Source organism: Methylocaldum szegediense, assembly GCF_949769195.1.
In the GTDB taxonomy this organism is placed as follows: domain Bacteria; phylum Pseudomonadota; class Gammaproteobacteria; order Methylococcales; family Methylococcaceae; genus Methylocaldum; species Methylocaldum szegediense.
Genome location: NZ_OX458333.1, coordinates 301,778 through 325,875, shown reverse-complemented (window position 1 = coordinate 325,875; position 24,098 = coordinate 301,778). Strand labels below are relative to the sequence as shown.

Below are 24,098 nucleotides of genomic sequence, written 5' to 3'. Positions count from 1 at the left end.
TCCTTACTTGGCTTGAATCTGAAAGAAATACTTGCCGCTCACCACGTGACCGTCCGCCGACAGCACGCGGTAACGCACCATGTATCGCCCGGGCGCTAAATTCTCCACCGATGCCCGCAGCCGCGAACGGTCGGTGAAGTCGAGTCGGGCGTCGTGCTTGTCCACCCGCTTGCCTTCGTCGTTGACCACCGCGAGGGCTAGAAACGCATTGCCGACACCTTCGTTGAAGGTCAACAGCACCTCCGTGGGTGCCTCGGACACGATCGCATCGCGCTCGGGATCGGCCTTCACCAGAATCGCATGACCCAGGACCTCGGGGCTTGTGAGCGCCAAACCGGTCAATATCGGTAACAGTCTGCGTTTCAAGGTTGTCGTCCTCATGAGAAAGGTGGCGCCATCACCAAAATCTTGCCGCCGCCGGGCCGGGTTATCGTCCAGAACACCCTGTACCCCCACGGGGTCGCTACGATACGGGGATGATCGGCGCTGGCTTTCGGCGACGTCAGCGCGACCGGAGCGGACCAATGGGCACCGGCGTCGCGGGATCTCACGACGTACACAGCGGTGCCGTCCGCGCCCGCCCGGGTGAACACGATGGCCAGATCGGACCCCGAGCGCGCAGCGATGTCGCTTTCCCGGCTTCGCCCATCGCCCAGGAAAAAAGGCGGTTCCCAGTGTTCTCCGAGGTCGGGGGATCGCGCGTAAAAGAGTCCAGGAGAAGCATCCTTCCCGGTCCAGGCCACGCCGTGCAGGACCGTTTTTCCATCGTTTCCGGTGGCGACCAGTCCGCCCCCGCAATGAGGACAGCCGGTAAAATGCCAGCCGGCTACTCCCACCGGTCCGAGATCCAGCCACTGCCCGTCGCCTACCGGACCGCGCAACAGGCGCATGTCGTGCGGATCGGCATCCCGGTACAGGACCGCGACGCTCCGATCCGGAAGCGTGCTGATCCGGGTCCAGCAACAGGTGCAGACCGCCGAGTCAAGGGTGGTCTGGCCGCTCCAGTGCAGTCCGTCGGAAGACGTCGCATAGCGCAGCCCCTGGGTGTTGCCGTTTTCTTCACGGTCGTCCAGCCAGACGAGATGGAAACGCCCGTCCTCGCCGACGGTGAGCGCCGGATAACTTTGATTGTTCAAAGGATCGCCCAGGGCCGGATTCCGACCGCGGCGCCAAGTTCGTCCGCCGTCGGCCGAGGCGGCGACGGTCAGGGGACCGGTACCCGGTAATTCGCCGCGCTGCTGCCAGACGGCGACGATGTGCCGGTCGTGCACAGCCAGGCGGGCGTCGTTTCCGCGCCTCGAAATGACCGGAGCTTCGTCCTCCGCATCGAGAAACGTGGGCTCGCTCCAGGTTTTTCCGCCGTCAGCCGAATGGAGATAAGCCACTCGGTCGCGTTCGCCGAAACGCCCCGCCAATAGCCCGTGTATCACCCCCTGCTCGACGACTAGATCGAAACTCCGGGTTTCCTCCAATCCGGCAACAGCTACAACAACCGGCTCGCCCACAGCCGTGTCCGCTGAACCGCCTGCGAGACAGCCGAGCAATACGAATCCCACGGATAGCGGCGTCCAAGCAACAAGAGACTTTCGGTTGGCAGAAAGCACGGGCCTATCCTTAATCAACCTAACTCCGGCAGCTGGATACGAGCTGAAAAGCGCTAGGCCCTTGTCCCCATCCCTTCTTCCAGAGGGAGAAGGGAGTTTGGCCCCTTTCCCTTTGGAAGTCGGGTTGGGCTGAGGGCACGCTGTGGCTGATGAGGCATTGCGCTCTTTTCAGTAGTCAACTGCGGTTCTTTGAGTTCAAAGAAACATTCCAACAAACGCTCAATACGGGACGTACAAGCGTCAAAAATACAGTCAAGTCCCGTGCCACAAAAAACATACTTAAAAACAATAGGATAAGAATTGCGAAGCTATTCGATATAAGGGAAATGACGAAGTATTATGGGAAATCACTAATCTGTATAAAAAACGTTATAGATGACTTTGTTCCGGCAGCGCTTAGACGCTATTGCAACATTTTCTATACATATTTCGACGAACTTGCGACTCTGATCATTTCACGTCAATAAGCCGAGGCCACAAATACACCTTTCCGGTATAAATGCCGGACCCTGCGCGTCTTCACGCAACCAATGATGTGCTTTCACTCAACATACCTAACGGCGAAATAACCCTCCCAAAAAAACGGGACAAATATCGTTTTGTCGTATCCAACATAACCGGCACAAATAATATGCTATATCCCACAGTTCAATTCTTATCACTCGAGCCTCAATTGGTATTTATCACATTATTTCAATATTTTATAAATATCTCTCTGAATTAATTGAAAAGAAATCTGTGAGTATTACCGACACGTAAAACTTCGTGATCTGACACAGCAAAATACCGGGGCACGGAATTTGCGAGATACCTGCCGGCTGAATTCTGGGCACGTTCTCCCACGGATATTCATGCTGCCCGCGACCGATTTTCTAGTGTTATGGACTGCCGGCAATCAACTGCGGAAGCGGGCCATCTTTTAACCGTATGAAAAGGAGCATGACATGACAGGTCGTTTGACGATAAAAACCATTTTGGCCTTGATTCTGAGCCTGAGTTCGGGCGTCAGTTTTGCCGGCGGACGGTATGCCGACCCGCCGCCGAATCTGCTGGAAGTCCAGAAAGCCACCCAATCGGCTCTGGACGCGGCAAAGCAAGGCAACAAGGATGCGGCTTTAGACAGTGCGAAACTGGCACGCAAGTTGGCCGTGGCGTCCTACAAGGAAAAAAGCACGATGCCCATGCAGAATTCCAGCAGCCGCCTGAAAGCGGTAATTGCCGAGTTAGAAAACGGAGGGCAAACCACTGCAGCGGTAAACTCCCTCGAGGAAGTCGTCAAGCTGATCAACGAAGAAGTCGAATACTACAAGAAGGAGGGAAAGCTCTAGCGAAAAACCTGGATACTCAACGAGGACACATCCGACACATGCAGCAGGAGACCGGCATGAACGCGAGCAAGCACATTGTGATCGTTATTTCGATAGCGCTGATCCTGGCGGGATGCGGCAAAGAAGGACCTTTCGGCAATACACCAGGCCCCAAAAAACCGGAGCAACAGGCAGCGCCTTTGGACGGTTTATCTCGCTGAAGGGGGTCGGGAGGACTTGAATGTCCGGGGTACGCCATGCGCGCCGCCTTCTGCAGGCAGGGCGCACACGGCGTACCTAACAACCTTGCCGGACTTTTTGGCGCATATGCACCAACTTGGGGAACAGCTTCGAGGCATCTTCAACCTTCAGTGAAATATAGCGCCACTCGAACATCCACACCACCCGCGGCACACGCGTTCTGTACCGGATGCAGGAAAAGCAAGGTACGAATACTTAAGTCGCAACCGTAATTCGCAAAATCTCGACAAACAAGCTTGGTTGGTGGGATGTCCCTCCAGCGGTTCGCATGTTGCGGAACTTTTCGGAATGCCCTGAGCCGGCCGTTCGAATCAAGGATAGAACCGGACGCTACCGAACCGAAACTTTGCCGCTCCACTGTGGGTTCGAGACAACCAAAGGGGATTTCGAAAACCCAAACACAGGCGGGGCTTGACTTATGCTCTCGACCGCTGAGGCGGCTGGAACCGACCGGCATTCCCGTCCCGTACAAGCAACTCGGCGTTTTCTCGGCGCGTCCCCGCCCCTTAGGGGAATTATTTGCGCTGGTGATGTCTTGCTCAGCTCCGATTCGGAGCCGTTCGGCATGGCAATTGCCTTTACTTACAAGACACTGTTCCGCCTCCATGAAAAACCAATTCCGTACATTCGTTCGTTTCTTATTCGGCCGGGGCCTGAGCATTGCACTGTGCACCCTTTCCGAAGGGGTGTCGGCACATCCCTTGCCCGAAGACGACAACCCGTCCTCGGCCCTCGTTCTAGATGCCGTGGAGGTGCAGGGACGCGCCACAGACCTTCTCGGTGTCGTCGATTCTGCGTCGCAAGGCGTGGTCGGACAGCCCGAATTCAAATACCGCCCGTTGTCCCGCGTCGGCGAGTTGGTCGAAGTGGTGCCGGGCACCGTCGCGACCCAGCACAGCGGCACCGGCAAAGCGAATCAATACTTCTTGCGCGGGTTCAATCTGGATCACGGCACCGACTTCAGCGTCACCCTAGACGGCGTGCCGATGAACCTACCCACCCATGCTCATGGGCAAGGCTACCTCGACTTGAACGGGATCATCCCGGAACTGGTCGACCGCGTGGAATTTGGCAAAGGCCCTTATTATGCCGATGTAGGCGATTTTTCCTCGGCAGGCTACGCGCGTATGCATACCCTGCACCGACTGCCGGAAGGTTTCGTGAAATTCACCGGCGGCGAATACGATTATTACCGCGTGGTGGCAGCGAACTCCAACGTGCTGGGGACGGGCGATCTGCTCTACGGCGCCGAGGTCAATTTCAACGACGGCCCCTGGAAACGGCCCGAAGATCTTGAAAAGTTCAACGGCATGCTGCGCTATACGATTGATCATGACGATTGGGGGCTGGCCCTGAACGGCAAGGCCTACCGAGCCCATTGGGACGCCACCAATCAGATTCCGGAACGCGCGATGGAATCCGGACAGCTCGGTCTTTACGGCACCATGGATGCTAGCGATGCCGGAAAGACCGACCGCTACAGCCTTTCCGCCAACGTTTGGAGCCGCGGCGATTCCTATAGGAACCAGCTCGATGTCTACGCGGTTTACTACGACGTCGCCCTGTTCTCGAATTTCACTGGCTTCCTCGACGATCCCGTTCACGGCGATCAGATCGGCCAGAGGGAGAAACGCGTAATCGTGGGAGGCAGCGGAGAACAGACTTGGTTCAACCGCTGGTTCGGCTTCGACATGGACAACACGATAGGTTTCCAGGTTCGGCACGACGCCATCATGGACCTCACTCTAAATCACACCGAACGGCGGCGGACAATCGAAGCCATCACCCGCGCGGACGTCGACGAGACCGCCCTCTCGTTCTACTTCACCAACAAAAGCCACTGGCTTCCAAAGTTCCGCACCGTAGCGGGGCTCAGAAGCGATACCTATTTCTTCGACGTGAGCGACCGACTCTACTCACAGAATTCGGGCAGCGAAACTGCTTCCATCGTCAGCCCCAAGCTCAGCCTGATCTTCGGCCCTTGGCAGGACACCGAATTCTTCGTCAACCTGGGCTACGGCTTTCATTCCAACGACGCCCGCGGCGTGACCACGCGAATCGACCCGACCGATCCCACACGTTCCCAGAGCAGAGTGCCGCCGCTGGCGAGGCAACGAGGCGCCGAAGGCGGCGTCCGAACTCAATACGTGCAAGGTCTCAACAGCACGCTGGCAGTCTGGTGGCTGGAATCCGATTCGGAACTGGTGTTCGCCGGGGATGCCGGCACCACCGAGCCTACCGGCAAAAGCGAGCGCTACGGCGTCGAATGGACCAACTATTACAAGCCTCTCGACTGGCTAACCCTGGACGCCGATTTCGCCTTCACCTCGGCCAGCTTTCGCGACGCACCGCGCGGTGCCAACGATATCCCCAATTCCGTAGGTCGCGTCATCAGCGCCGGAGCTGTGGCGGAGCTGCCCTACAACGTCTTCGCTACCGTCAGGTTGCGCCACTTCGGGCATGTGCCGCTCACCGAAGATGGCAACGCCGACGCGGGCGACACCACCTTGGTCAATCTCGGCGTGGGTTATCGGTACCGGCAATTGAGGCTCGCCGTCGATGTTTTCAATCTGTTCGATTCGAAGAGTAACGACATCGCCTACTACTACACATCACGCCTTCCCGGCGAGCCGGCTGAGGGTATCGACGGCATACTCAAACATCCCGTAATGCCCAGGCAGGTGCGGGTCACCGCATCGATCAGTTTTTGAACGTGGACACAATTGCCGCCCTGGGATCGTGTAACCACTCCCGTACCCGATCCTCGACAGCATCATGGGACGAAAAGCTATATCGTGCGTAGCAAGGAAATTCCCGCGTCGTTCTCCTCCTTGCTCCCACGGCATGGGCCGGCGCATGAGCCGCACCAACGAATGATGGTGCTGCAATCGCCAGTTCTGTCGTAGTAGACGGAAAGCGTCGAATGTCGCATGAACAAGGGCGTGCTCGATGAACTTCCCGGCGCTTGCAAAGACCGCAACCAAGGAATGGCGCTACAAAACAACCACGTAAAGGTGGTGCATACCTAAATGCAGGCGGCGTGCTAAAAAGGCTGAACGGCTCTTTCGGTGTCCGAGACGTCCGCTTGCACCTCAGCAGCTGGGAGCAGGCGGGACAACACAGCCATCTAAAGGAAAACCGAGGCAAAAGGAGGCTTTATGTCCGAACCGAAAGCTATCGCCACCACTATCGAATCCGTCGTGCCCGGGGTGTGGCGCTGGACGGTGCAGGATGACCGCATCGGTTACGAGAGCGACGCCCATGCCGTTGCTTCGCATGATCGCATCGTGCTCATCGATCCTTTACGCGTCGAGACGGGCGTACTTGAGCGCCTGGGACCGGTCGAAGCTATCTGCCTCACCGCCGCCTGCCACCAGCGCGCCGCTTGGTATTACCGTCGTCATTTCGGCGTTAAGGTTTACGCACCGGAAGGCACGCGGCCGATGGATGAAGAACCGGATGTTCGTTACCGAGCAGACGACGTTCTGCCGGGAGATCTTAGGCCCATCCACACACCGGGCCCGGAGGCCGCTCATTACGCCTTCCTATTGTCCCGACCACCCGGCGTCCTGTTCTGCCCGGATTTGTTGTCGCACGGTGCCGGAGAGGATTTGGCTTTCGTGCCGGCCGGGTACCACGAAGCCCCGGAGCTGACCCGTCAGAGTGTGCGTCAGCTATTGAACCTGGACTTCGCCGTACTTTGCTTCGACCATGGCGTGCCGATTCTCGACAACCCGAAGACTGCATTGCGGACACTGCTCGCGGCCGACGACGGCGACCCAGCAAAGCCGTTCGAGGGTTGATTCCAGCTTGTTTTCGTTGCTGATACCGCTAATGACGGGTGGCCGGTTTGAAGCCCGCCACGCGCATGCGCACGGCATTGAGCGATAGCGCGTTGTTCGCTATGTCCAGCCCGCACGGCGCCCCCCGGCACAGTGAGATCTCCGGATTGGAAAAAAGACCCAACCGGGGACGGGCGTAACTCATGATTGTTCCGAAGGACCCCGGGACACCGTACCCGCGGGAATAGGGAAAAATACCACCGTCGCCGCCGCGGGCCAAGTCGTGCCCACTTCCCATGGTGTGCGCTAGTTCGTGCGCCAGCGCGTAATCCGAGCAGTAATACGAGCCGCTCCAGCCGTCGCTGACGACCGAAAACCCATAATCCGGCGAAAGCGGACTCCCATCGATCCCGTTCAGCCAGGCGCTACCGCAGCCCTTATGCGCGACGTGGTTGAACGGTCGGATCAGGGTAACCAGATCGGCACCGGCCGCCTCCCGCCAGGCGGCGACTTCGCGAAAGGCGCCTTGGCCGAAGGTCAAGTCGCGCAGCGCGTCCCCGTTGTCGACGTCTTCGGGATAATCAACCCTTATGGCTTCCACTAGGCGCAGGGTGATCGCGACCCGACTGTCGACGAAAGTCTGATTGGCCAGCGCGATCAACTGGTTGATGCGAGTAATCGCTTTTCCGGAAGCGACGTTAGGGGTGTAGAGCACCAACAGGTCGATCACCGCTGGAGTCGAGGTATCGATGTCGGGGTTTGCCGTTGGCGCGGCGGAAGCTCGGTCTGTTGCTCGACGGCTCTTTGTCTCTTTCGAAGCACTGTCCTCGCTTGCGCTCTCTGCCGCCAATCCCGGGACCGCCTCCCGTCCGTGCTGAGGCGAAGGGCTCAAACCGGCCGCCCGAAGATCGATCAGCCAATGCTGCTGGTCTCGGCCGGGCTCGATCTGATAAAGCGCGTCGAGGGCCGTGATCTGTCCCATGGCGCCATCTTGCCCGAAGGTCATCACCGCGCGATAGGCCTGGCCGTCGTCCTTGAGATGACCGACCCAGGTTACGTCGCCGTTTTCATGGGTGTAGCGGTTATCGTGAACCAGAGTACGCTCTCCCTCCGGCAGGTTTAACGCCAGCTCGTCGCCGAACGCCATCGCCATCAGCCGTGCCCGGTCAAGACGGATCGGCTGAACCGCGTCCCGGGGCAGTCTGGCCAATTGAGGAGGAAGACCGTTCCGGGCCGAATTCGTCACCGCGGAATCTTCGCCTCGTCGGCTTGGCACGGATACTGGCGCATCCACCCCGTCGCCGTTGAGCCCAGTAATGATCACCTGCTCGATCGCGCCGGCCCGGTTCAACCGCTCGGCATAATTAAAGCCCTGCAACGCGACCCGAACGATCGTGGCCCAATCATTCGCGTCGGCTCTTGCCGTAATCGACCGATCTTTCAGGTTTTCCGGGTGAACGAACGCAATCCCGCTGCTACGCGCCAGTTCGCGAAGGAGCTTATCCAACGGAATATTGCGGGCCGAGAGATGAATGCCGCCCGCGTCGATGGTTAAAGCGCCGGATGTTTCGGCCGAGGAATCAACCGGCACCGGCCGCATGCCCGATCCCTGATCCGCGACGGCTGGCGCCGACAGCGGCATGGCAGCCAATGCCAGCGCAAACAGACCCGGCGTCAGCCTCATTGTCATGGATCCCTCCGAACGGTTGCACTTACCGGATTAATAAATCGATGCTACAAACTGGCGGAGGCGTGGGTCAACAGCGGCGAACCCCTTTTGATCGACTTCTGCCGCTACCTAACCTCCAAGTATGTTAGGCACGAACACGCACGATTTCTGCCATTCACGCAGTCGCTAGCCCATCATTTAACAAAAAAAGCCCGACTGCGGGGTGTCAGCCGGGCAACGTCGCGTTGTCGAAAACAACCTTTGGGAGTTGTCGCGACACCTTGAGCTTAGTCCAGAATCGGCAAAGAGCAAGTAGCCGACTTTTGTGCCGGCCTGCCTTTTCGCTGAGGAGAGCCCAAGGCATCAAGCATTTCGGCTAGTACTGTAAGGAAATGCCGTCAAAAAATCATCCTCGGCTTACAGCGTGATCATCGAAGATCTTCGATGCCGACCGAATCTCGCCATTTGAAGATCTGGACGAAGATGGTCCTACGATTCCCGTTCGGGGCGACGGGCGCGAACACCGGCGACCGACATCTATCGGAATGCGCTCCCTCAGATCAGAATCCAGGGTTTCACGCCCGACAAACCGAGCCGGACGTAGCCGGAGGAGGCTGGGTGCACGCTTCCCTGGAAGATCCGGGCGTTTTGCTACTTTATCGACCTATGTCGATTGAGTCGGGATCGCAATTCCACCCGCCGTGAGCCGAAGTGAGAATCGACACAAAATGGCATCGCTTTTCGCCGGTCGAATTTCAAAATCCTAACGATGTGTCAAACGAGGAATGGACATTCATGGCCCTTTATTTCACCTTGATGAAGACGGACGTGCCCCAACGCCAGCAAGATCTGCGCGAGATCTTCAATGGTCTGCACTGGTTGGTGCGGGCCGGTGCGCTCTGACGGCTCTTACCGCATGACCTGCCGTCCTGAGAAGCCGTTTATCAGCAGGCCACACGTTGGCTTGCAGCGGGCTGCTTCGAGGCGATCGCGCACGACCTCCGAGAACTTCGGTGTGAGGCTCAAAGCTGGAACCGATAGCCCCGTGCCGCCATCTTCGATGGGCGAACGGTGCCGTCCAGTTGTGAGAGCGGTGCGAGGGCCGGTTACGATGGCTACAAGCGTAAGAAGTGCAGCAAGGTCCACAGGGCCGTCGATATCTTGGGCCAGCTGTCGGCCCTGGTGATCATGCCGGCCGACAAGCAGGAGCGTGCCCGAGTGGCAAATGGGCGCGGTCTGTTGAACAGGTAACCGGACAGCAGGTCGAAGTGGCGTTTGTCGATCAGGGCTACACCGGCGACGAGGCAGCCAAGGCCGCCCGCCAGCAGGGCACTTGGCTGGACGTAGTCAAGCTACCGGAGGCCAAAAGCGGCTTTGTACTGTTTCTTCGCGGTGAGTGGTGAAACGCAGTTTCGGCTGTATCGTCCGGTTTCAGTGCTCGGCTCGCGGTGATGAGCGATCGGCCAAGACCTTGGCCGGCTTGCCCTTTTTCGTCTTTGCCATCCTAATGCCCGTTAAGGCCGCTCTCCAGTGGTTCAAAGTGCATAGCACGCGCTAAGTACCCTTCAACAAGCCTGTCCTGAGCTAGTCGAAGGGTTCACGGCAGTCCGGCCCAAAGGGATAGGACCTAAAATGAAGCGCAAATCATTAACAGATTCTCTCCGAACTCGTCCGTGGCGTTCACGAGATTGGGCTCGACGTCGATCAACGCTTCGAGTTCGTCCCAATACCCTTGCCGCGCATATTCAGCAGCGATGTCAAGCGAAGTCGGCATTGTTAATTACTGGGTAGTCCTCATATACCGATACACCATGCCAACGGGCGGGGTACTAGCTACCAACTGACGAAGGCAGTCATGGCTGTAGTCCGAAGTGATCATGGGTCTCATGAATAACGCCTTGGAAGCAGGCTCTAAACACCCTGTTTCTCAAGAATCTCCTTTAACCTCATAGCTTCTTCTTCACACACCTCGCTGATGTCGTTAGCCTCCAGAAGGGTCGTCAGGGCTTGTTTCGCCTTCAGGGGCTGGTTAAGTGGCCCCGCCCACAATTTGGCGACTTCAAGAAGTGTTTCGGCGCTACCCAGTTCTATTGCTTTTTCGAACCATCGAAGACTTAAGCGCCACTTTCCCTCGTCCCTAAAAATTGTCCCGATATTGTTGGCAGCCGAAGCTTCACCCCGACGGGCTGCTTTCCGATACCAATACATGGCTTTTTCCCGGTTTTTCTCAACCCCTGTCCCCGTATCAAACAGAAACCCGAGGTTGACCTGTGCGCCCAAATGGTCGGCCTTAGCCGCGGCGAAAAACAGCTCGAAAGCGTCACGAACGGCACCTGAGTCCAACCGCTCGCAGGCCTCAGCAAAGAGCGAATCTGCACTGCCTGCGATTCTGTCGAACCGATTCGATCGGTGACCCTTAGTTCTTGTTTTCTCTTTGGGCGTTCCCATGACCGTTATCCTGGTATTTCTGACACTCTGCCGTTTCTAGTGCTCCGTCACCCGTCAAACGTGGGGTAAAGCTTACGGAGTTTGATCCGCGCGTCGGCCGTGGTGAATTGCCAGTTGGCTTTCACTTGGGTTTGGTTACGGCGCTGCGCCCAGGCGGCGACATGCCGGACCCGGTCGGCCCGTTCGCCGATCCGCTCCGGCAGATCGCGGGCCAAAGCGCTGAGTTCAATTTCCGCCATGTCCAGCCAGCTCCCGTGCTTCGGCGTGTGGTGAATCTCCAGCCGCTCGGCGAGCCGTCGAGCCTCCTCCGGCGCAAAAGCTTCATAGAGGCGCGCCGTCGAATGGGTGTTTAGCTGATCCATCACCAACACGATTTTATCTGCCTCCCGATAGCGCCCCTCCAGCAGGGTTCGCACAACCTGGGCAAAGTCCTGACGGGTCCGGCCATCGGTGACCTGAACGTCACGCCACCCGGCCAGCGGCTCGAAGGCCAAGAACACACTCGCCACCCCGTTCCGCACATAGACGCTGTCATAACGTGCCACCCGCCCCGGCTCCCTCGGCAGCGGTTCTCGGACCTCGCCGATCAGCTGGATAAAGGTCTCGTCCAAACAGACGACCGGCCGTTCGCTCCGGTACGGCCGCTGATAAACTTCTAGGACATCCTCCATGGCCGCAACAAACTCGGCCGAGGCTTTCGGCGGAATGACCCACCGCTTGCAGAGGTGCGGTTTGAGTTCGTTTTTTTCAGCACGCGCCGGACCGTTTCGTACGAGACGGTCTCAGCCATTTCCAGCTCGACCAGACGCTCAGCCAAGAGCCGCAAGGTCCAGCGCGACTTGCCCTCCGGCGGCGGCGAACAAGCCAGCGCGATCAGCCGGGCTTCCTGGGCACCATCCAGCCGCCGGGGATACACGCGTTCGCTCGGCTTGGGCACCAAGGCCGCCGGCAGACCTTGTTCCACGAACCGCTGCCGCACCCGTTCCACCGTACGAACGTGGACGTTTAACGCCCGAGCAATTTCGTCATCGGTGCGGCAAGGCCCGCCCTCGGCTTCATCGGCCTGTAACAAAATCCGGGCATGGGCCAGTTTTCGCGCTTCGCTCTTGCCCTTGTTGACCAACCCTTCCAGTTCGCGCCGCTCCTCACAGGTCAGCGTCACCCGATATTTTTTCGCCATCTTCGTCTCCTAACCAAGGATCCGGCCAGAAGCGCCGGACCGTCATTCCTTGGAATCGGCAATCGACGATTGATGCAGTACTAGAGTGGTCACGCAATACACTTGCTCAAAGCATTCTTTCGCCCGTCTGTCGGATGCAAAAGCTGAAACAACAATTGGTTCAACCGGATAAATTCAAGGGAAAGGCCGCCCGGCGTATATTGAAAGCCGTAGCCTTGGTTCAAGGTGACTATGCAAGTGCTGCCAAAACAGGTGGCATGGCGGATAACGAAAGACGGCCAGCCATAACAGTGGTCAACAGGCGCCCGAGAATCTTCGACCAAACGCTAAGAATGCGGCCATTACGGGTATTCAAGTTTCATTCCTATCTTGAAGCGAAACCGTTATTCAGCCGAAAATCGCAACTTCAATGGAATTTCTCATACTACCGACGCTCTGTTAAGGTCGCCAAAATCTGGATTCTTTTCTACCAAGATATCCTCGAATCTGCTCCATCCCTCGAGTTTGATAAATTCGGCCTCGCGTGCCGTGATAGGTATTAGCCAAACCATTACTGTAGCGGGTGTCGTTTCCTTGAAAAACCATCCTCATATAGAACAGGAAGTCCAGCATACACCGCATTGCAATGAACCCCAGGAATCAAAGGCGAACTGGGCCCTACCACATCGCCGCGAAGAAGTGCCTGCTTCTTTTGAAGGACATACTCGGAGAATGTCAATAGAAAAGAGGCAATAGGCTCGCTCGGGAAAACATCATCTGCAAAGAAAACGAATTCCTGTAACACTGTCCTCTGTTCCGACATGGGCAGCTGGTAATTGCTCATGCCGAGCGTGACATAGCTATAAGCTCCTTGATAGGGTTTATTCCGAAAGCGAGCGACCATCACCCCGCTCGGACTCGTAGGCATACTCCAGCCGTAGTCGATAGCCCCCAAGTACAGTTCCAAGTGTTTGATCAACCCGTTCTCTTTCATTCTGCTGGCTTTGCTCCACGCGATCGATTACAGGATGGGCATTCGAGGGGATGCCCCTAATATACTCATCCAATACCTCGTCTCGCGCTTTCTCGGAAAGATTTCTTTGGCTCCATATCCAGCAGGAAAGTTAAAGCCGCTGATCGTGTATTCGTACTGCCACGGAACTTGGTCGTGTTCAGCAAATCCATCCCCGGTACGGGATTGCGTTCCCGCGGCTTGGGTGCGCGCTCCGCTTCTCAGCCTTCGTGATCGCCCGGGACTCTTGCAGCCGGCTCTTGACCCAAGTGTAGCTGCGGGTGCCGCGAGTAGATTCCTTACGAAAAAAGGCCGTTTAACTTTTTTATTCTCTGGTTGTTTGGGGAAGCCTGTGGATTTGGAAGGGGCGATAGGTTTTATCCTGCCCTGAACAGGCTATGGATCCAACGTGATTTGGAACCACTCATCCGTAGGTTTAAGACCGCCGTTACAGCATCCTTGCCAGAGCGGGGGATTCTCTAAGCCAACTAAAGCATCCAGTCAAATGCGGTCACTTCACAAACCGCCACTCAATACTTAAGCCGCCGCCCGATTGGCTTGCAAGCGCTGGATGGCGTCGGAGAACTTCCGAACGAAGCTTTCCTTCATATCGGCGGCGATGGGGGCAAGAATGGATCGCATGGCTGCCCCGCTTTCTTCGTCGGGCAATCCGAATAGTTCGAGATAGGCGTCCACATGCTCGATAGCCGCCGCCTCAAGATATTCCTTAATGGTCGAGCTGGTGTCCGTCGGAGCCGTGCCAGTGAAGAACTGCGGGGGCAAGTCGGTATAAAACGGCGGGATTACCAGCAAGACACTATCGACAATTTGCTGGAGTTCGGCCTCGAGTTGGGTGGTGGCGGTGGAATAAATGGTGGGCAACTTCTTCAGATCGGAGCGCAGCCAGGCATGGGACACAATATCGAGGGTATTCCTCAATACCTTATTCCATATATCGTAAACTTGATTTCCATCGGTTATTGCCGGGAATTGTTCCGAGAAGAACGACACGACTTGCTGGTTGCCGGGCGTGGCGCCCGCGGTGGGTAACACATAGACGTTCTTCCAGTTTTTCCGCGCCTGGGTATTGCCATATAACCAGGCGGCCAACGTGGGCGACAAGGCTCCGCCCAGGCTATGCCCGGTAAAGATTAGCGTGGCATCCGGGCTGGCCACAGACGCCAGATAATCCTGCAAATTCGGTCCGCTTTGCCCAACGGAAGCGTAGGGCATACCTAGAATATTCGTGACACCGATGTATGTGCCGAACGAAATCTTGGTACCCGCGGGGGGCGTCGCTATTAGGCCAATCCTTGGTAAAACAAACGTTGAAATCCTCGATCGCCCAATCATAATCCGAAATGGGGTTGGTGGCGGCTATGGCAACGACATAGGTATTCGTGGCCGCGTTATTAAACACCACCATGGCGTTGTCGATCATATTGGCCTTTGGCGAGTGCTGGTAAATATACGGGCCGAGGGCGATCTTCCAATCCCCGAAGAAGATCTTGAACTCCCATGTTCCAAGCTTATCGTTGATTTGATCGGTCAAGTAGGCGATGAGCGCGGCTGGCGAGGAGTTCTTTTGATTGGCGCCGGCGTTGCTCAGCATTGATAGGACGAACGCCGTGGTATGAAGATTTCTAATCTGGGGGATAAGCTCAGACATGATCGTTATGCTCCATAAATGATGGTATTAAATACGCGCCCCTTGCATGTTTCGCTTTTGCGGCTCTGCTATTTCAATTGGATGTGAGCTGGCATTAGCGCGTCGCGATAATACCTAAAGTTGTTCCATCTAAATGTGAGCTCTCACACATTCTGATCAATGACTCGATAAATGCGTTTGTTCGTGCGGCAATGAATGATGTCCGCTTTGCTGGTGCCTTTTATTTGATCTTTCCCGCTACGTCATTTTTTTGGACACGCCCTTTTTCATCGCCTTGGTGAAACATCTTGCGGGGCGGGGTTGGGCGGCCCTTCCCCGATGATGGGACGGGCGCGGAGGCGAAGTTTTTTACGCTTCATTTAACCGCGAACTCCGTTATGGCGGTTCCGGCAGGGGGCAACCGCGACCGTGGCCCGGCCCGGTATTCGGCCGCGGTTGGAAACCGCCCCTGCTTACGTGACTTTGCGGAATTGAATGGAATTGGTTTCAAATGGATGGCACCGAATGTAAACGGGACAACAAGCTAAAAACTGCGTGAGTCCGTTAATAAACACGGACTTTCACGAACGCCCTTTCCTTATAACCATGGAAGCAACCCAAATGAGTGAGACTGCGCATTGGCTGGCGCTGCACTGGTGAGGCCGTGCCAGGCCATTCCGTGCGCTCGTTCACCCTTTTGCGAACGAGGTCACGTTATGGGAATTCGGCTCCTCTACTCTTTTCAATCTCACGCAAAGCCTCGAACGGGGCAAAACCGGCCCGGAAAACTCCTTCGTTTCAGACCACCAGCGCATTGGGATTTTTCCTGGGCTGCGTCACCTGTCATTGGTTTCAACAGCCGAATTGAAACCCGAACTTTACGCTCATCGGTGCCGCGCGGAGTGCGGCTGTCTCGGACTCGGCTACCCTGTCGACCGCATTGACATCCACGTCAAGCCCTCTTACTATCGCCGCCCAATACGCCGCACCAGACGGTTGAATTTCGTGATTTTCACGCTGAGGTAATCACCAAGGCCAAGGAGCGGCTTCATGCGCGGCAGACTCATTGTTACCGGCGTAAACGGCGAAGACGCCTTTTGCGCTTTGCTCGTCAACAAAGGTGCACTAGCCCTAGCCTTTCCGGCAAAGGGTGAAGTTGACTTTTGTGCGTTTTTTCGCGAGCCCTCCTGTAACCTAAAACGGCCTACGAGGATCCATACGATGAGTCAGCCATCCCTTCCCCAATCTTTTAACATGGTTTTTTTCGGCGGCACCGGCGACCTAGTGATGCGCAAACTGTTGCCGGCCATGTATCAGAGTCACAAAAACGGTCAGCTTGGAGACTCCGGCTATCTGTATTGTCTCGGAAGACGCGACTACACACTGGAAGACTACCGCGCGATCGCCGAGGAGAAAGCCAGGCAATTCGTGCCGGCAGCCGATTGGGACGACGACATCTGGGCAACCTTCCGCCGACGTGTGATCTACGAAAAAATCAACGCTGAGAATCCCGACGACTACGCCATCTTAAAATCTCGGCTCGAAAAAACCCCGGCAGAGGTCAATGTTTTCTTTCTCTCCGTAGCCCCCTCGCTGTTCACCACGATCTGCGAGAGCCTCGCACGACAAGGTCTCAACCGGCCGAATGACCGCGTGGTGCTGGAAAAACCCCTGGGACACGATCTCGCTTCCAGCAACGCGATTACCGAGGCGGTCGGCCGTCACTACCAGGAAACACAGGTCTACCGCATCGACCATTACCTAGGTAAAGAATCAGTACAAAACCTGATGGCGCTGCGTTTCGGCAATGCCTTGTTCGAACCCTTATGGAGACGGCAATGGATCACCGACGTGCAGATTACCATTGCCGAGGACGTCGGCATCGGCAGCCGCGCGGGCTTCTACGACGGGACCGGAGCGCTGCGCGATATGGTGCAGAACCACCTGCTGCAATTACTCTGCTTCGTCGCGATGGAACCGCCCTCCAGCCTCGACTCCGACGCGATCCGGAACGAAAAGCTCAAGGTCTTGGAATCGCTGGTACCGTTTACGCCCGAGACTGTCCGCATGAATACCGTACGTGGACAGTATCGTGCTGGAGTCTGCGGCGGCCAGAAGGTGCGCGGCTATCTCGAAGAAGATGGCGTTCCCATGGGCAGCAAGACCGAAACCTTCGTCGCCATCAAAGCGGAAATCGCCAATTGGCGTTGGGCCGGGGTGCCGTTTTACCTGTTCACCGGCAAGCGCCTACCGCGACGCCTCGCCGACATCGTGATCCATTTCCACGACGTACCCCACCACATCTTTCCGCTGCCCAGCAATGGCTCGCGCGCCCCGGCAAAGCTGGTCATCCGCCTGCAACCGGACGAATCGATCCGGCTCTACCTCAATGCCAAACAGCCAGGCCATTCGATGCAGCTACGGCCGGTCTCCCTCGACCTCGATTTCACGAGCAAATTCACCGAGCGCCGCGAAGAAGCCTACGAGCGTCTCCTGCTCGACATCATCCGAGGCAACCAGGCGCTGTTCGTGCGCCAGGACGAATTGGAGATGGCCTGGCGCTGGGTCGAACCGATTCTCAACACCTGGGCCGCAGATCCAAACGGTCCGGAGCCGTACAAAGCCGGAACCTGGGGCCCCACTGCCTCTGCCGAACTGCTGTCGCGCAATGGCCATCGTTGGCACGAGGATGATTGAATCCTAAAAACGGAAAGGCCGTGGGACTAATTTCCCGCGCCTGGCAGCGGTTGGCCGAACGCCACGACGATATGGCGCCGGTTCGTAAGGCTGACAGACTTGAACCCGCGACGCCACTCAGCCGAATGGCCGAGCGTCGATGCTTTTTAAACGTTAAACGCGGGCGGTTTCCGGAGGCGCACCGAGGAAATCGCCCGCTCTTGCCTCACCCTGCCCGAACCGGCCGCCTCCTATTTTCTTCCACCTTCGCTTCGCGCTCCGTCACACAATCCGGAGATTTCTCCTCCGTCTCAAACCGCTCGAACTACTACTCGTCGGTGACCAGCTTCGACGCGCCGTAAACCGGTGGGAGACGTGCATACCAGGTCACGATGTCAGCCGCTTCTTACAAGATTTTCCGTTTTTTGCTGACTTGATCTCAACGCGCTTTGAGCGTTTTCTAGCGTGGCAGTTCGCTCGCGTTTTCAGGCCGGTTCTCGGTTGCGATTCCGGATTCGTCATTCAACGACTGCTTCCAATGACACTAGGATTTGGCCGATCAACGGCTGCTGTCGGACAACCACAAACACAAGGAGATGTTGCATGAACAAGAAGACAGTCACGCTTTACAGCCTGAGCCTCTGGCTGACGTTAGGCTCGAGCATTACGCACGCCCTGACGCCATCTGAACGGTTAGGCAAATCCATATTTTTCGATAAGAACTTGTCCGTCAACGGCAATCAGTCCTGTGCCGCCTGCCATACTTTAGAAGCGGGTTGGACCGGACCGGATTCGGCGATCAACGCAGCGGGAGCGGTTTACGAAGGTTCCGTCAAGGGCCGATTCGGCAACCGCAAACCGCCGAGTTCGGCCTATGCGACATTCAGCCCGACATTGCATTATGTGATCGAGAATGACGATCCCTTATTCATCGGCGGCAACTTCTGGGACGGTCGAGCGACCGGCGAAAAACTCGGCAATCCGGCTGCCGACCAGGCGCAAGGTCCCTTCCTCAATCCCGTGGAACAGGCGCTATCAGGGCCGGCCGAGGTCGTTTCGAAAGTATGTACCAGCTCGTATGCAGACCTTTTCAAACAGGTCTGGGGAGCGGACGCCTGCAATCCGGATAAGGTGGACCGCGCCTACGAGTATATCGCACGCTCGATCGCGGACTTTGAAGCTTCCACCGAATCGAACGCCTTCACCTCAAAGTACGACTATTACCTCAAAGGCAAAGCCAAGTTGACACCCAAGGAAAAGAAAGGGCTCAAACTGTTCAAGGGCAAAGCCAAGTGCGCGAACTGCCATCCGGCGGACCCCGGCCCCACCGGCCAGCCGCCGCTGTTCACCGACTTCACCTATGACAACATCGGCATACCCCGCAATCCGGACAATCCTTTCTACACCCAGACCGAATTCAACCCTGAGGGCATGAACTGGACCGACGGAGGTTTGGGAGCATTTTTAGCAACGCGTTCCGATTATCAGCCGTTTGCGTCCGACAACCTGGGCAAACAAAAGGTGCCGACCCTGCGTAACGTCGACAAGCGCCCTTATGCCAAATTTATTAAAGCCTATGGGCATAACGGCTATTTCAAAACCCTGAAGGGCATCGTCCATTTCTACAACACTCGGGATGTCAAACCGACCTGTGCCGACCCGTTCACGACCGAAGCAGACGCACTGGCCCAGAACTGTTGGCCGGCTCCCGAAGTCCCCGCGAACGTGAACACCCAGGAAGTGGGTAATCTTCATCTGACGAAGGCTGAAGAGGATGCGATCGTCGCGTTCTTGAAAACATTATCGGACGGATATCGACCTTACCCCTGGAAACCGCGTCGGACCGCATACGACGCGTCCCGACACTCAGATCTCGGATCAAAAAGAAGAAAATGAGAAACCTCCTTGCGGTCACCGTCGGAATCGTCGGAAGTCTCGCTCTCCTGAGCTCGTTTGCCATCGTCCACAGTGCCGGCGCGGTAAACACGATCGAAGGCTGTATCGGCTTTCTCCCAGCCGGCAAGTCCTATACCTTCAGCATTACGGGCAGAGTGGACACGACCGGCGCAACTCCGAAAATGGCCGGATCCTTCACACTTTCGGCCCTTCCACTTCCGACCGAAGACGGCGAATTGCCGGGAGAGGCGAAAGAATTTGCCTCCTGCGTCAACGCCCTGATCCGCTGACGACCAAGGACCAAACGGTTCGATCCGATGGGCGGATCTCCGGCGTCCGTCACGATCTTAAACGACGACCGCTGCGAGACATGGAGCGAGTGAGCGAGTCGAGCGGCCCCCGGAAGCCCGAGCGCCGGGTGTGAGACCGAAGGTCGACGCGATAGCGGCGGTCGAAGGTCTTACACAAGGCATCGCGACCGGGCGTCGAGTCATCTGCGAGCGGTGTCCGGACCCCTTGTTGGGTCCGGACCAGACGAGCGGGGGCGGCCGGGGAGCCGAAGGCAATCACTCGTCGGACGTGCTCCAATGTGCTGCAGCCGGATTGCCCAGCCTAAGCGCAGCCGAAGGGACTGTCCTAAGCCGAGTCGAAGGTCAGGTCTTGAGCTCCGTCGAAAGGCCTGTTCTCAAGTCCATAGAATCGCCTGGCCTGAAATCCGTAGTAGGACAGGTCTGCACGCATGCCCCCGAAGGGTGCCGGGCAGGACCATTCGGCACAAACCGGTTCACAGGGGTTGCGAACGCTCGAAACCATTCTTGCCCACTGGATCCCAGGCATTCCAATCCCTAACGATGTCTTCGGGAGCACCGAAGCCACCCTTCCAATCGCAAACGGTGTCTTCGGGAGCGCCGAAGCCACCCTTCCAATCGCAAACGGTCATCCGGGGAGCACCCAAATGCTCCTTCCAATTACGAATGATATCGTCGGGACCGCTGAAGCCATCCTTCCCTACCAGGATGGCGAAATGGCTTTCATCCGACGGCGGTTAAGCCCTTTTGAGGAGCCAGCCGCCGAAGCCACTGACTCTGCCGAAAGATCGTTACTCAAGGGCTACTTAGCGGCGGATCTTGGGAACGGCTTGGGCAACGAGCGTTTCCGCCTTCGACGACGGCCCGAGCGGAACGCAAGCGAGTTGTGCCGTGCGTCGCCGAAGCGCGAACCGCCTCGGAAAGAATTGACAGTGGTTGACGATGAGTCTGCGAATAACAAAAGCAGTCGAATCGGCCGCATCGTCAGATTTTTTTACATAGCCATCGCCCTAATGCAATATATCCTTTCAAAATCAAAGTCATATAATTTTGGCTCGATTTATGCTTCTATCCGAACACCGCTCGAGCGAATGTCACATCGATAATACATATGTCTTTCGCATTCGAGCCGTTCCCTCGTTGACACTCTTCAGGAAACGATTATGTACAAATGCATTTCGGGCATTTCGCTTCAGAGCATTTTTTTACAGGGTGTTTGGCGGCAATTCCTTTCCTTGATTATGGGAATCGTCTTTTTCTCCGTCTCCGGTATCGGTCACACTCCGGTCATCGACGACAGTAATTCATCCCGTGTGGTTAACGTCGAAGTCTCACCCCGTTACCTGAAAGGAGAGTTGATAGATCTCGACATCGTCCCCTTAGAAGTTTCGTCAGGTACCGCGCCTACTCTGTACGCCGATACAATTTCCGATCTTTCGCTTAACCTAGTACTAGACAGCATATTGGGCTCTGTGGGCGGTATTGGAGCCTCTGCTAGCGTATCCAGGGACTACGGCGCATTGGAAGCTACGGGTGAGACCAAATTGGCGGGGTTGGAGCTATCGATAGCCGGCAAACCCTTTGTTTACATCGACATTCCGAGGACGCCTAACTATATCGTGGGAACGCCCATGTCCAATTTGCCCGGGTTCAGTCTGATTCCCAATAAACAGATTCGAACTCGGAACGACATCATCCCCCACAACCAAGAAAAGATCGAAGAAGAATCCGATCAAGCCGCTACCCCAGTAGCCCGCGATGACACCGATTATTTCGACGAAGCCCTTAACGAAGCAGAGCCCGACCAAACCGATCCCCTGGCAGCCCGCGATTACTCCGATTATTTCGACGAAGTCCTCAGCGAAGCAGAGCCCAACCGAACCCCAGCCCCGGCCACGGCCACCATCCCCGAACCCGGGACTCTCGCACTGTTGGGTGCAGGTTTCGCCATCCTGAGCTGGAAATCCCGTCGCAAGACAGCCGCCTTCCTCGCCTGAAACGGCGCCTTGTGAAGCGAAGGGCTGATCGCCAGGATCAGCCCTTCGATCACCCCCGATACTGCCCCGGAAGAACCACCGTGATATTCCACCCAGCGCGGCTTTTGCCACTTTTCGGACCTCCCCTTCGGTCGTCCGCGGCAGTCTCCAAATTTGGTGGACAACGAAACAAGCTTCGATGCGTCGGCGTTACGGGAGCAAGTCTTCCACTCTGCGGGTTGCCGCTTCACACTCTGGAACCGCATCGACCAGTTGCATCTTGGCCCGGAAATTGGTGTCCAACCCGGCCATGGATTGCGAAACGAATTCGTTTAGCGATGCGCAGGCCTCAAGCATATGGGCCTCCTCCTTCGCGAGTTCGTCCGACTCTTCGTTGTCGCCCATGGCCGAACGCTCGATAAGCTCATTAACGATCTGGTTGTGATAACGAAAAACCTGTTCCACATATTCCGCGAACTCGTGCTGGCTCATCGTTCGTGTGTCACCCGCTGGCGTGTGTACCGTAATCAGAGAACACGCCATGAGGGGCAGGCCGTAAAGAGTGGCCACAACAGGGCCAATCGACCGAGCAGGCCTATCACCCCTAGATTTTCGATTCATATCGTCTCCTGAGACAGGATGGTCAATTTGCAGCGCCAGAAGCCTATTCGCTCGAGAACCCCTTCGACCGAGTCTGTCAAGGGACAAGAGGTATCGGTGAGATTCCCGTGTTCAGAACTTTCCGTTGCGTTTTCTGTTTTCGTTCTCTAGGCTCCCCCGAGCAAGCACGTTGACTAGACGTCTCCCGTTGCGTCCTGCGCTCGGTCGCGGCAATTTTGTAAACGTTCTGCCCTCGGACGATCGTCTTCGAGGGTACACTAGCGTCGGCCCCTGGCTCGAAACCGACTCGACACTCTGGGAAAAGTGAATTCTAAATCCATTTCAGGTCCGCCGTGAGATACCCAAAGGCTAACACGCCGCGCGGGCTTTTAGATGCTTCTCACGGTGCCGCAAGTGTTCTTGCCGCGATCCCCCGTCTCTCGCACTGGCGGGAACAACGCCCTGCCTTGCCGATGTATCTCCAACCGAACCGACCGTGGCACGAAGACGATAACGGCGACGTCTCGATGTCACCCCCGATGAATCGGCAAAATCGCCCGCATCCTTCCTCGGAAATAGCCGAATGTCAGACCCACGCGACACGTGTTCGTAGAACTCCTTAGCAACTCAACAAAACGTCCTACCTACTAATATTTAGGTGATGCATTTTCGCACCAGTGCGGTTCAAAGGAGGAACCACATGCGCAGCACGATGCTCATCGGTCTCCTGGTGTCATTGCATGGCATCGATGCCGCGATTGCCGCGGGCACGGTCTTGCATACCCAAGCCGGGATTGCCGGAAAGGATGAAAAAGGGCGCGTGTTCACGAAGGAACAGCACATCAAGGAAGCCTGGAAACATGCCGAGGCCGCGGCCCTCGCCGGCGAAAAAGGCGACGCCAAGAGCGCCAGCGAACACGCGAAGCTCGCCAAGACTTATGTGGAAGCCGCTTTGACGCAATCCACATTTGACGAGCATCTGAACGCGGCGCTGAAAAGTCTGGACAGCGCCATCGAGCATGGCGACTCCGGTGAAGCCGAGCCCGCGCGACAGGCGGCTCAGGAAACCATCGAACATCTCCGAGCAGCCAAATAAATAGCGCGGAAGCTTTCGGAATGCCCTGAACATTACTTCGCCGAGGAAGCGAACCGAAAGCTCGTGGGCGCAACTCCGCGATTGGCCCGCTTCCGCGGCTATGACCAATGAGGGAGAAATCCATGAAGACGCCGACTCAAGAAGGAAAAAAACGCTATCGGCCGGATGGCATTTACAAAGGCCCTTTCACGCATGACCAGAGTTTCTGGGAAGCATGCACGTGCAGACCGGACTGTCCGGACCCCTGCATAGGGCAATGTGGCTGCAAAGCGTGCGCCACTGCGTACGAGGACTCACTGTACTTCGAGGGCGTCAATTCAACCAAGTTTTGATCTGAGATTTGGCCCGGGCCGCGCTGTCCTTATGGCAAGCCGCCGAGCGATCAAGAGCCGATCCCGGTAGCCCCCAAAGCTGTTCGATATTCCTTGGACCAGACGTCCTACCGGGTGAGGCTACAAGGGGCTGTAAGCATTCGGGAAGAATCGAAAATGACAGTCATGCAGCCGTACGAAACCGACCGAGTCCGGCGCAAGATCGACCGGGAGCAATACAGTCTGAAGGCGCTCCGCGGCGACGTCGAACCAATTTGCCGGCATTCATCCGACCCGTGGCCCCAGTACGGTGTCGCGAGCGATCGAGGTGTGAAAGCCGGCCTC

At 56.8% G+C, this 24,098-nt stretch carries 19 protein-coding genes and 1 pseudogene; 10 read left to right on the top strand and 10 right to left on the bottom strand.

Features of this window, described 5'->3' with window-relative positions:
- Positions 1-3: 3 nt before the first annotated feature.
- Together QEN43_RS01415 and QEN43_RS01410 are read right to left on the bottom strand one after the other, a co-directional pair.
- On the bottom strand, positions 4-366 hold the full coding sequence (locus QEN43_RS01415) for a copper resistance CopC family protein (protein WP_235726613.1): 363 nt from the start codon (positions 364-366) through the stop codon (positions 4-6).
- An 11-nt stretch (positions 367-377) separates the two neighbouring features.
- Complete coding sequence (locus QEN43_RS01410) at positions 378-1,556, bottom strand: exo-alpha-sialidase (protein WP_317963637.1); 1,179 nt, start codon at positions 1,554-1,556, stop codon at positions 378-380.
- A 992-nt stretch (positions 1,557-2,548) separates the two neighbouring features.
- Here QEN43_RS01410 and QEN43_RS01405 point away from each other — a divergent pair.
- The 4 genes from QEN43_RS01405 (at position 2,549) to QEN43_RS01390 (ending at position 6,975) form a co-directional block, all read left to right on the top strand.
- On the top strand, positions 2,549-2,932 hold the full coding sequence (locus QEN43_RS01405) for a hypothetical protein (protein ID WP_026610501.1): 384 nt from the start codon (positions 2,549-2,551) through the stop codon (positions 2,930-2,932).
- A gap of 56 nt (positions 2,933-2,988) precedes the next feature.
- A complete protein-coding gene (locus tag QEN43_RS01400; protein ID WP_156912777.1) occupies positions 2,989-3,132 on the top strand; it encodes a hypothetical protein in 144 nt (47 codons plus the stop codon).
- Positions 3,133-3,777: 645 nt separating this feature from the next.
- On the top strand, positions 3,778-5,883 hold the full coding sequence (locus QEN43_RS01395; protein WP_235726612.1) for a TonB-dependent receptor: 2,106 nt from the start codon (positions 3,778-3,780) through the stop codon (positions 5,881-5,883).
- A 447-nt stretch (positions 5,884-6,330) separates the two neighbouring features.
- The gene (locus QEN43_RS01390) at positions 6,331-6,975 is read left to right on the top strand and encodes an MBL fold metallo-hydrolase (RefSeq protein WP_026610499.1); all 645 of its coding nucleotides are present in this window, start codon (positions 6,331-6,333) and stop codon (positions 6,973-6,975) included.
- A gap of 28 nt (positions 6,976-7,003) precedes the next feature.
- On the opposite strand, the gene QEN43_RS01385 is transcribed toward QEN43_RS01390, so the two are convergent.
- Positions 7,004-8,644, bottom strand: a complete 1,641-nt coding sequence (locus QEN43_RS01385) for a reprolysin-like metallopeptidase (protein ID WP_084162089.1) — start codon at positions 8,642-8,644, stop codon at positions 7,004-7,006.
- A 774-nt stretch (positions 8,645-9,418) separates the two neighbouring features.
- Here QEN43_RS01385 and QEN43_RS01380 point away from each other — a divergent pair.
- Positions 9,419-10,181 (top strand): annotated as a pseudogene (locus QEN43_RS01380) (transposase).
- Between the two features lie 69 nt (positions 10,182-10,250).
- Here the strand turns inward: QEN43_RS01380 and QEN43_RS01375 are convergent.
- The 6 genes from QEN43_RS01375 to QEN43_RS01350 form a co-directional block, all read right to left on the bottom strand.
- A complete protein-coding gene (locus QEN43_RS01375) occupies positions 10,251-10,397 on the bottom strand; it encodes a hypothetical protein (RefSeq protein WP_156912776.1) in 147 nt (48 codons plus the stop codon).
- A 137-nt stretch (positions 10,398-10,534) separates the two neighbouring features.
- Positions 10,535-11,071, bottom strand: a complete 537-nt coding sequence (locus QEN43_RS01370; protein WP_084162087.1) for a tetratricopeptide repeat protein — start codon at positions 11,069-11,071, stop codon at positions 10,535-10,537.
- Positions 11,072-11,118: 47 nt separating this feature from the next.
- Positions 11,119-12,251 (bottom strand): IS630 family transposase gene (locus QEN43_RS01365; protein ID WP_156912775.1). Its coding sequence is split into 2 segments (ribosomal slippage): positions 11,119-11,810 and positions 11,810-12,251, totalling 1,134 coding nucleotides; the frame shifts between segments, so codons are not numbered across the junction.
- 550 nt (positions 12,252-12,801) lie between these two features.
- Positions 12,802-13,224: a suppressor of fused domain protein gene (locus QEN43_RS01360; protein ID WP_026610493.1), complete on the bottom strand. Its 423-nt coding sequence runs from the start codon at positions 13,222-13,224 to the stop codon at positions 12,802-12,804.
- Between the two features lie 555 nt (positions 13,225-13,779).
- Positions 13,780-14,439, bottom strand: a complete 660-nt coding sequence (locus QEN43_RS01355; protein WP_317963636.1) for a lipase family protein — start codon at positions 14,437-14,439, stop codon at positions 13,780-13,782.
- Positions 14,378-14,911, bottom strand: a complete 534-nt coding sequence (locus tag QEN43_RS01350; RefSeq protein ID WP_051331733.1) for a hypothetical protein — start codon at positions 14,909-14,911, stop codon at positions 14,378-14,380. Before QEN43_RS01350 ends, QEN43_RS01355 begins: the two co-directional genes overlap by 62 nt.
- 1,200 nt (positions 14,912-16,111) lie before the next feature.
- Between QEN43_RS01350 and zwf the strand changes: the two genes are divergently transcribed.
- The 4 genes from zwf to QEN43_RS01330 all read left to right on the top strand — a co-directional run bounded on the left by zwf (position 16,112) and on the right by QEN43_RS01330 (position 21,767).
- Positions 16,112-17,587 (top strand): glucose-6-phosphate dehydrogenase, encoded by a 1,476-nt coding sequence (zwf, locus tag QEN43_RS01345; protein WP_026610491.1) that lies wholly within the window; start codon positions 16,112-16,114, stop codon positions 17,585-17,587.
- Between the two features lie 582 nt (positions 17,588-18,169).
- On the top strand, positions 18,170-19,462 hold the full coding sequence (locus QEN43_RS01340) for a cytochrome-c peroxidase (protein ID WP_084162083.1): 1,293 nt from the start codon (positions 18,170-18,172) through the stop codon (positions 19,460-19,462).
- The gene (locus QEN43_RS01335) at positions 19,459-19,752 is read left to right on the top strand and encodes a hypothetical protein (protein WP_026610489.1); all 294 of its coding nucleotides are present in this window, start codon (positions 19,459-19,461) and stop codon (positions 19,750-19,752) included. The genes QEN43_RS01340 and QEN43_RS01335 overlap by 4 nt, the downstream gene beginning before the upstream one ends.
- A 1,181-nt stretch (positions 19,753-20,933) precedes the next feature.
- Positions 20,934-21,767 carry a PEP-CTERM sorting domain-containing protein gene (locus QEN43_RS01330; protein WP_026610487.1) on the top strand — a complete coding sequence of 278 codons (834 nt, stop codon included), beginning with the start codon at positions 20,934-20,936 and terminating at the stop codon, positions 21,765-21,767.
- Between the two features lie 189 nt (positions 21,768-21,956).
- Here the strand turns inward: QEN43_RS01330 and QEN43_RS01325 are convergent, their stop codons facing one another.
- Positions 21,957-22,238: a hypothetical protein gene (locus QEN43_RS01325; protein WP_051331732.1), complete on the bottom strand. Its 282-nt coding sequence runs from the start codon at positions 22,236-22,238 to the stop codon at positions 21,957-21,959.
- Positions 22,239-23,046: 808 nt separating this feature from the next.
- On the opposite strand from QEN43_RS01325, the gene smbP reads away from it, so the two are divergent.
- Positions 23,047-23,442 (top strand): small metal-binding protein SmbP, encoded by a 396-nt coding sequence (gene smbP / locus QEN43_RS01320; RefSeq protein WP_051331731.1) that lies wholly within the window; start codon positions 23,047-23,049, stop codon positions 23,440-23,442.
- Positions 23,443-24,098: the final 656 nt, after the last annotated feature.

Coding starts and splice junctions, on each gene's coding strand:
- QEN43_RS01405 (WP_026610501.1), top strand. CDS start 2,549: ATGACAGGTCGTTTGACGATAAAAACCATTTTGGCCTTGATTCTGAGC.
- QEN43_RS01400 (WP_156912777.1), top strand. CDS start 2,989: ATGAACGCGAGCAAGCACATTGTGATCGTTATTTCGATAGCGCTGATC.
- QEN43_RS01395 (WP_235726612.1), top strand. CDS start 3,778: ATGAAAAACCAATTCCGTACATTCGTTCGTTTCTTATTCGGCCGGGGC.
- QEN43_RS01390 (WP_026610499.1), top strand. CDS start 6,331: ATGTCCGAACCGAAAGCTATCGCCACCACTATCGAATCCGTCGTGCCC.
- QEN43_RS01385 (WP_084162089.1), bottom strand. CDS start 8,644: ATGACAATGAGGCTGACGCCGGGTCTGTTTGCGCTGGCATTGGCTGCC.
- QEN43_RS01375 (WP_156912776.1), bottom strand. CDS start 10,397: ATGCCGACTTCGCTTGACATCGCTGCTGAATATGCGCGGCAAGGGTAT.
- QEN43_RS01370 (WP_084162087.1), bottom strand. CDS start 11,071: ATGGGAACGCCCAAAGAGAAAACAAGAACTAAGGGTCACCGATCGAAT.
- QEN43_RS01360 (WP_026610493.1), bottom strand. CDS start 13,224: ATGAAAGAGAACGGGTTGATCAAACACTTGGAACTGTACTTGGGGGCT.
- QEN43_RS01350 (WP_051331733.1), bottom strand. CDS start 14,911: ATGTCTGAGCTTATCCCCCAGATTAGAAATCTTCATACCACGGCGTTC.
- zwf (WP_026610491.1), top strand. CDS start 16,112: ATGAGTCAGCCATCCCTTCCCCAATCTTTTAACATGGTTTTTTTCGGC.
- QEN43_RS01340 (WP_084162083.1), top strand. CDS start 18,170: ATGAACAAGAAGACAGTCACGCTTTACAGCCTGAGCCTCTGGCTGACG.
- QEN43_RS01335 (WP_026610489.1), top strand. CDS start 19,459: ATGAGAAACCTCCTTGCGGTCACCGTCGGAATCGTCGGAAGTCTCGCT.
- QEN43_RS01330 (WP_026610487.1), top strand. CDS start 20,934: ATGTACAAATGCATTTCGGGCATTTCGCTTCAGAGCATTTTTTTACAG.
- QEN43_RS01325 (WP_051331732.1), bottom strand. CDS start 22,238: ATGAGCCAGCACGAGTTCGCGGAATATGTGGAACAGGTTTTTCGTTAT.
- smbP (WP_051331731.1), top strand. CDS start 23,047: ATGCGCAGCACGATGCTCATCGGTCTCCTGGTGTCATTGCATGGCATC.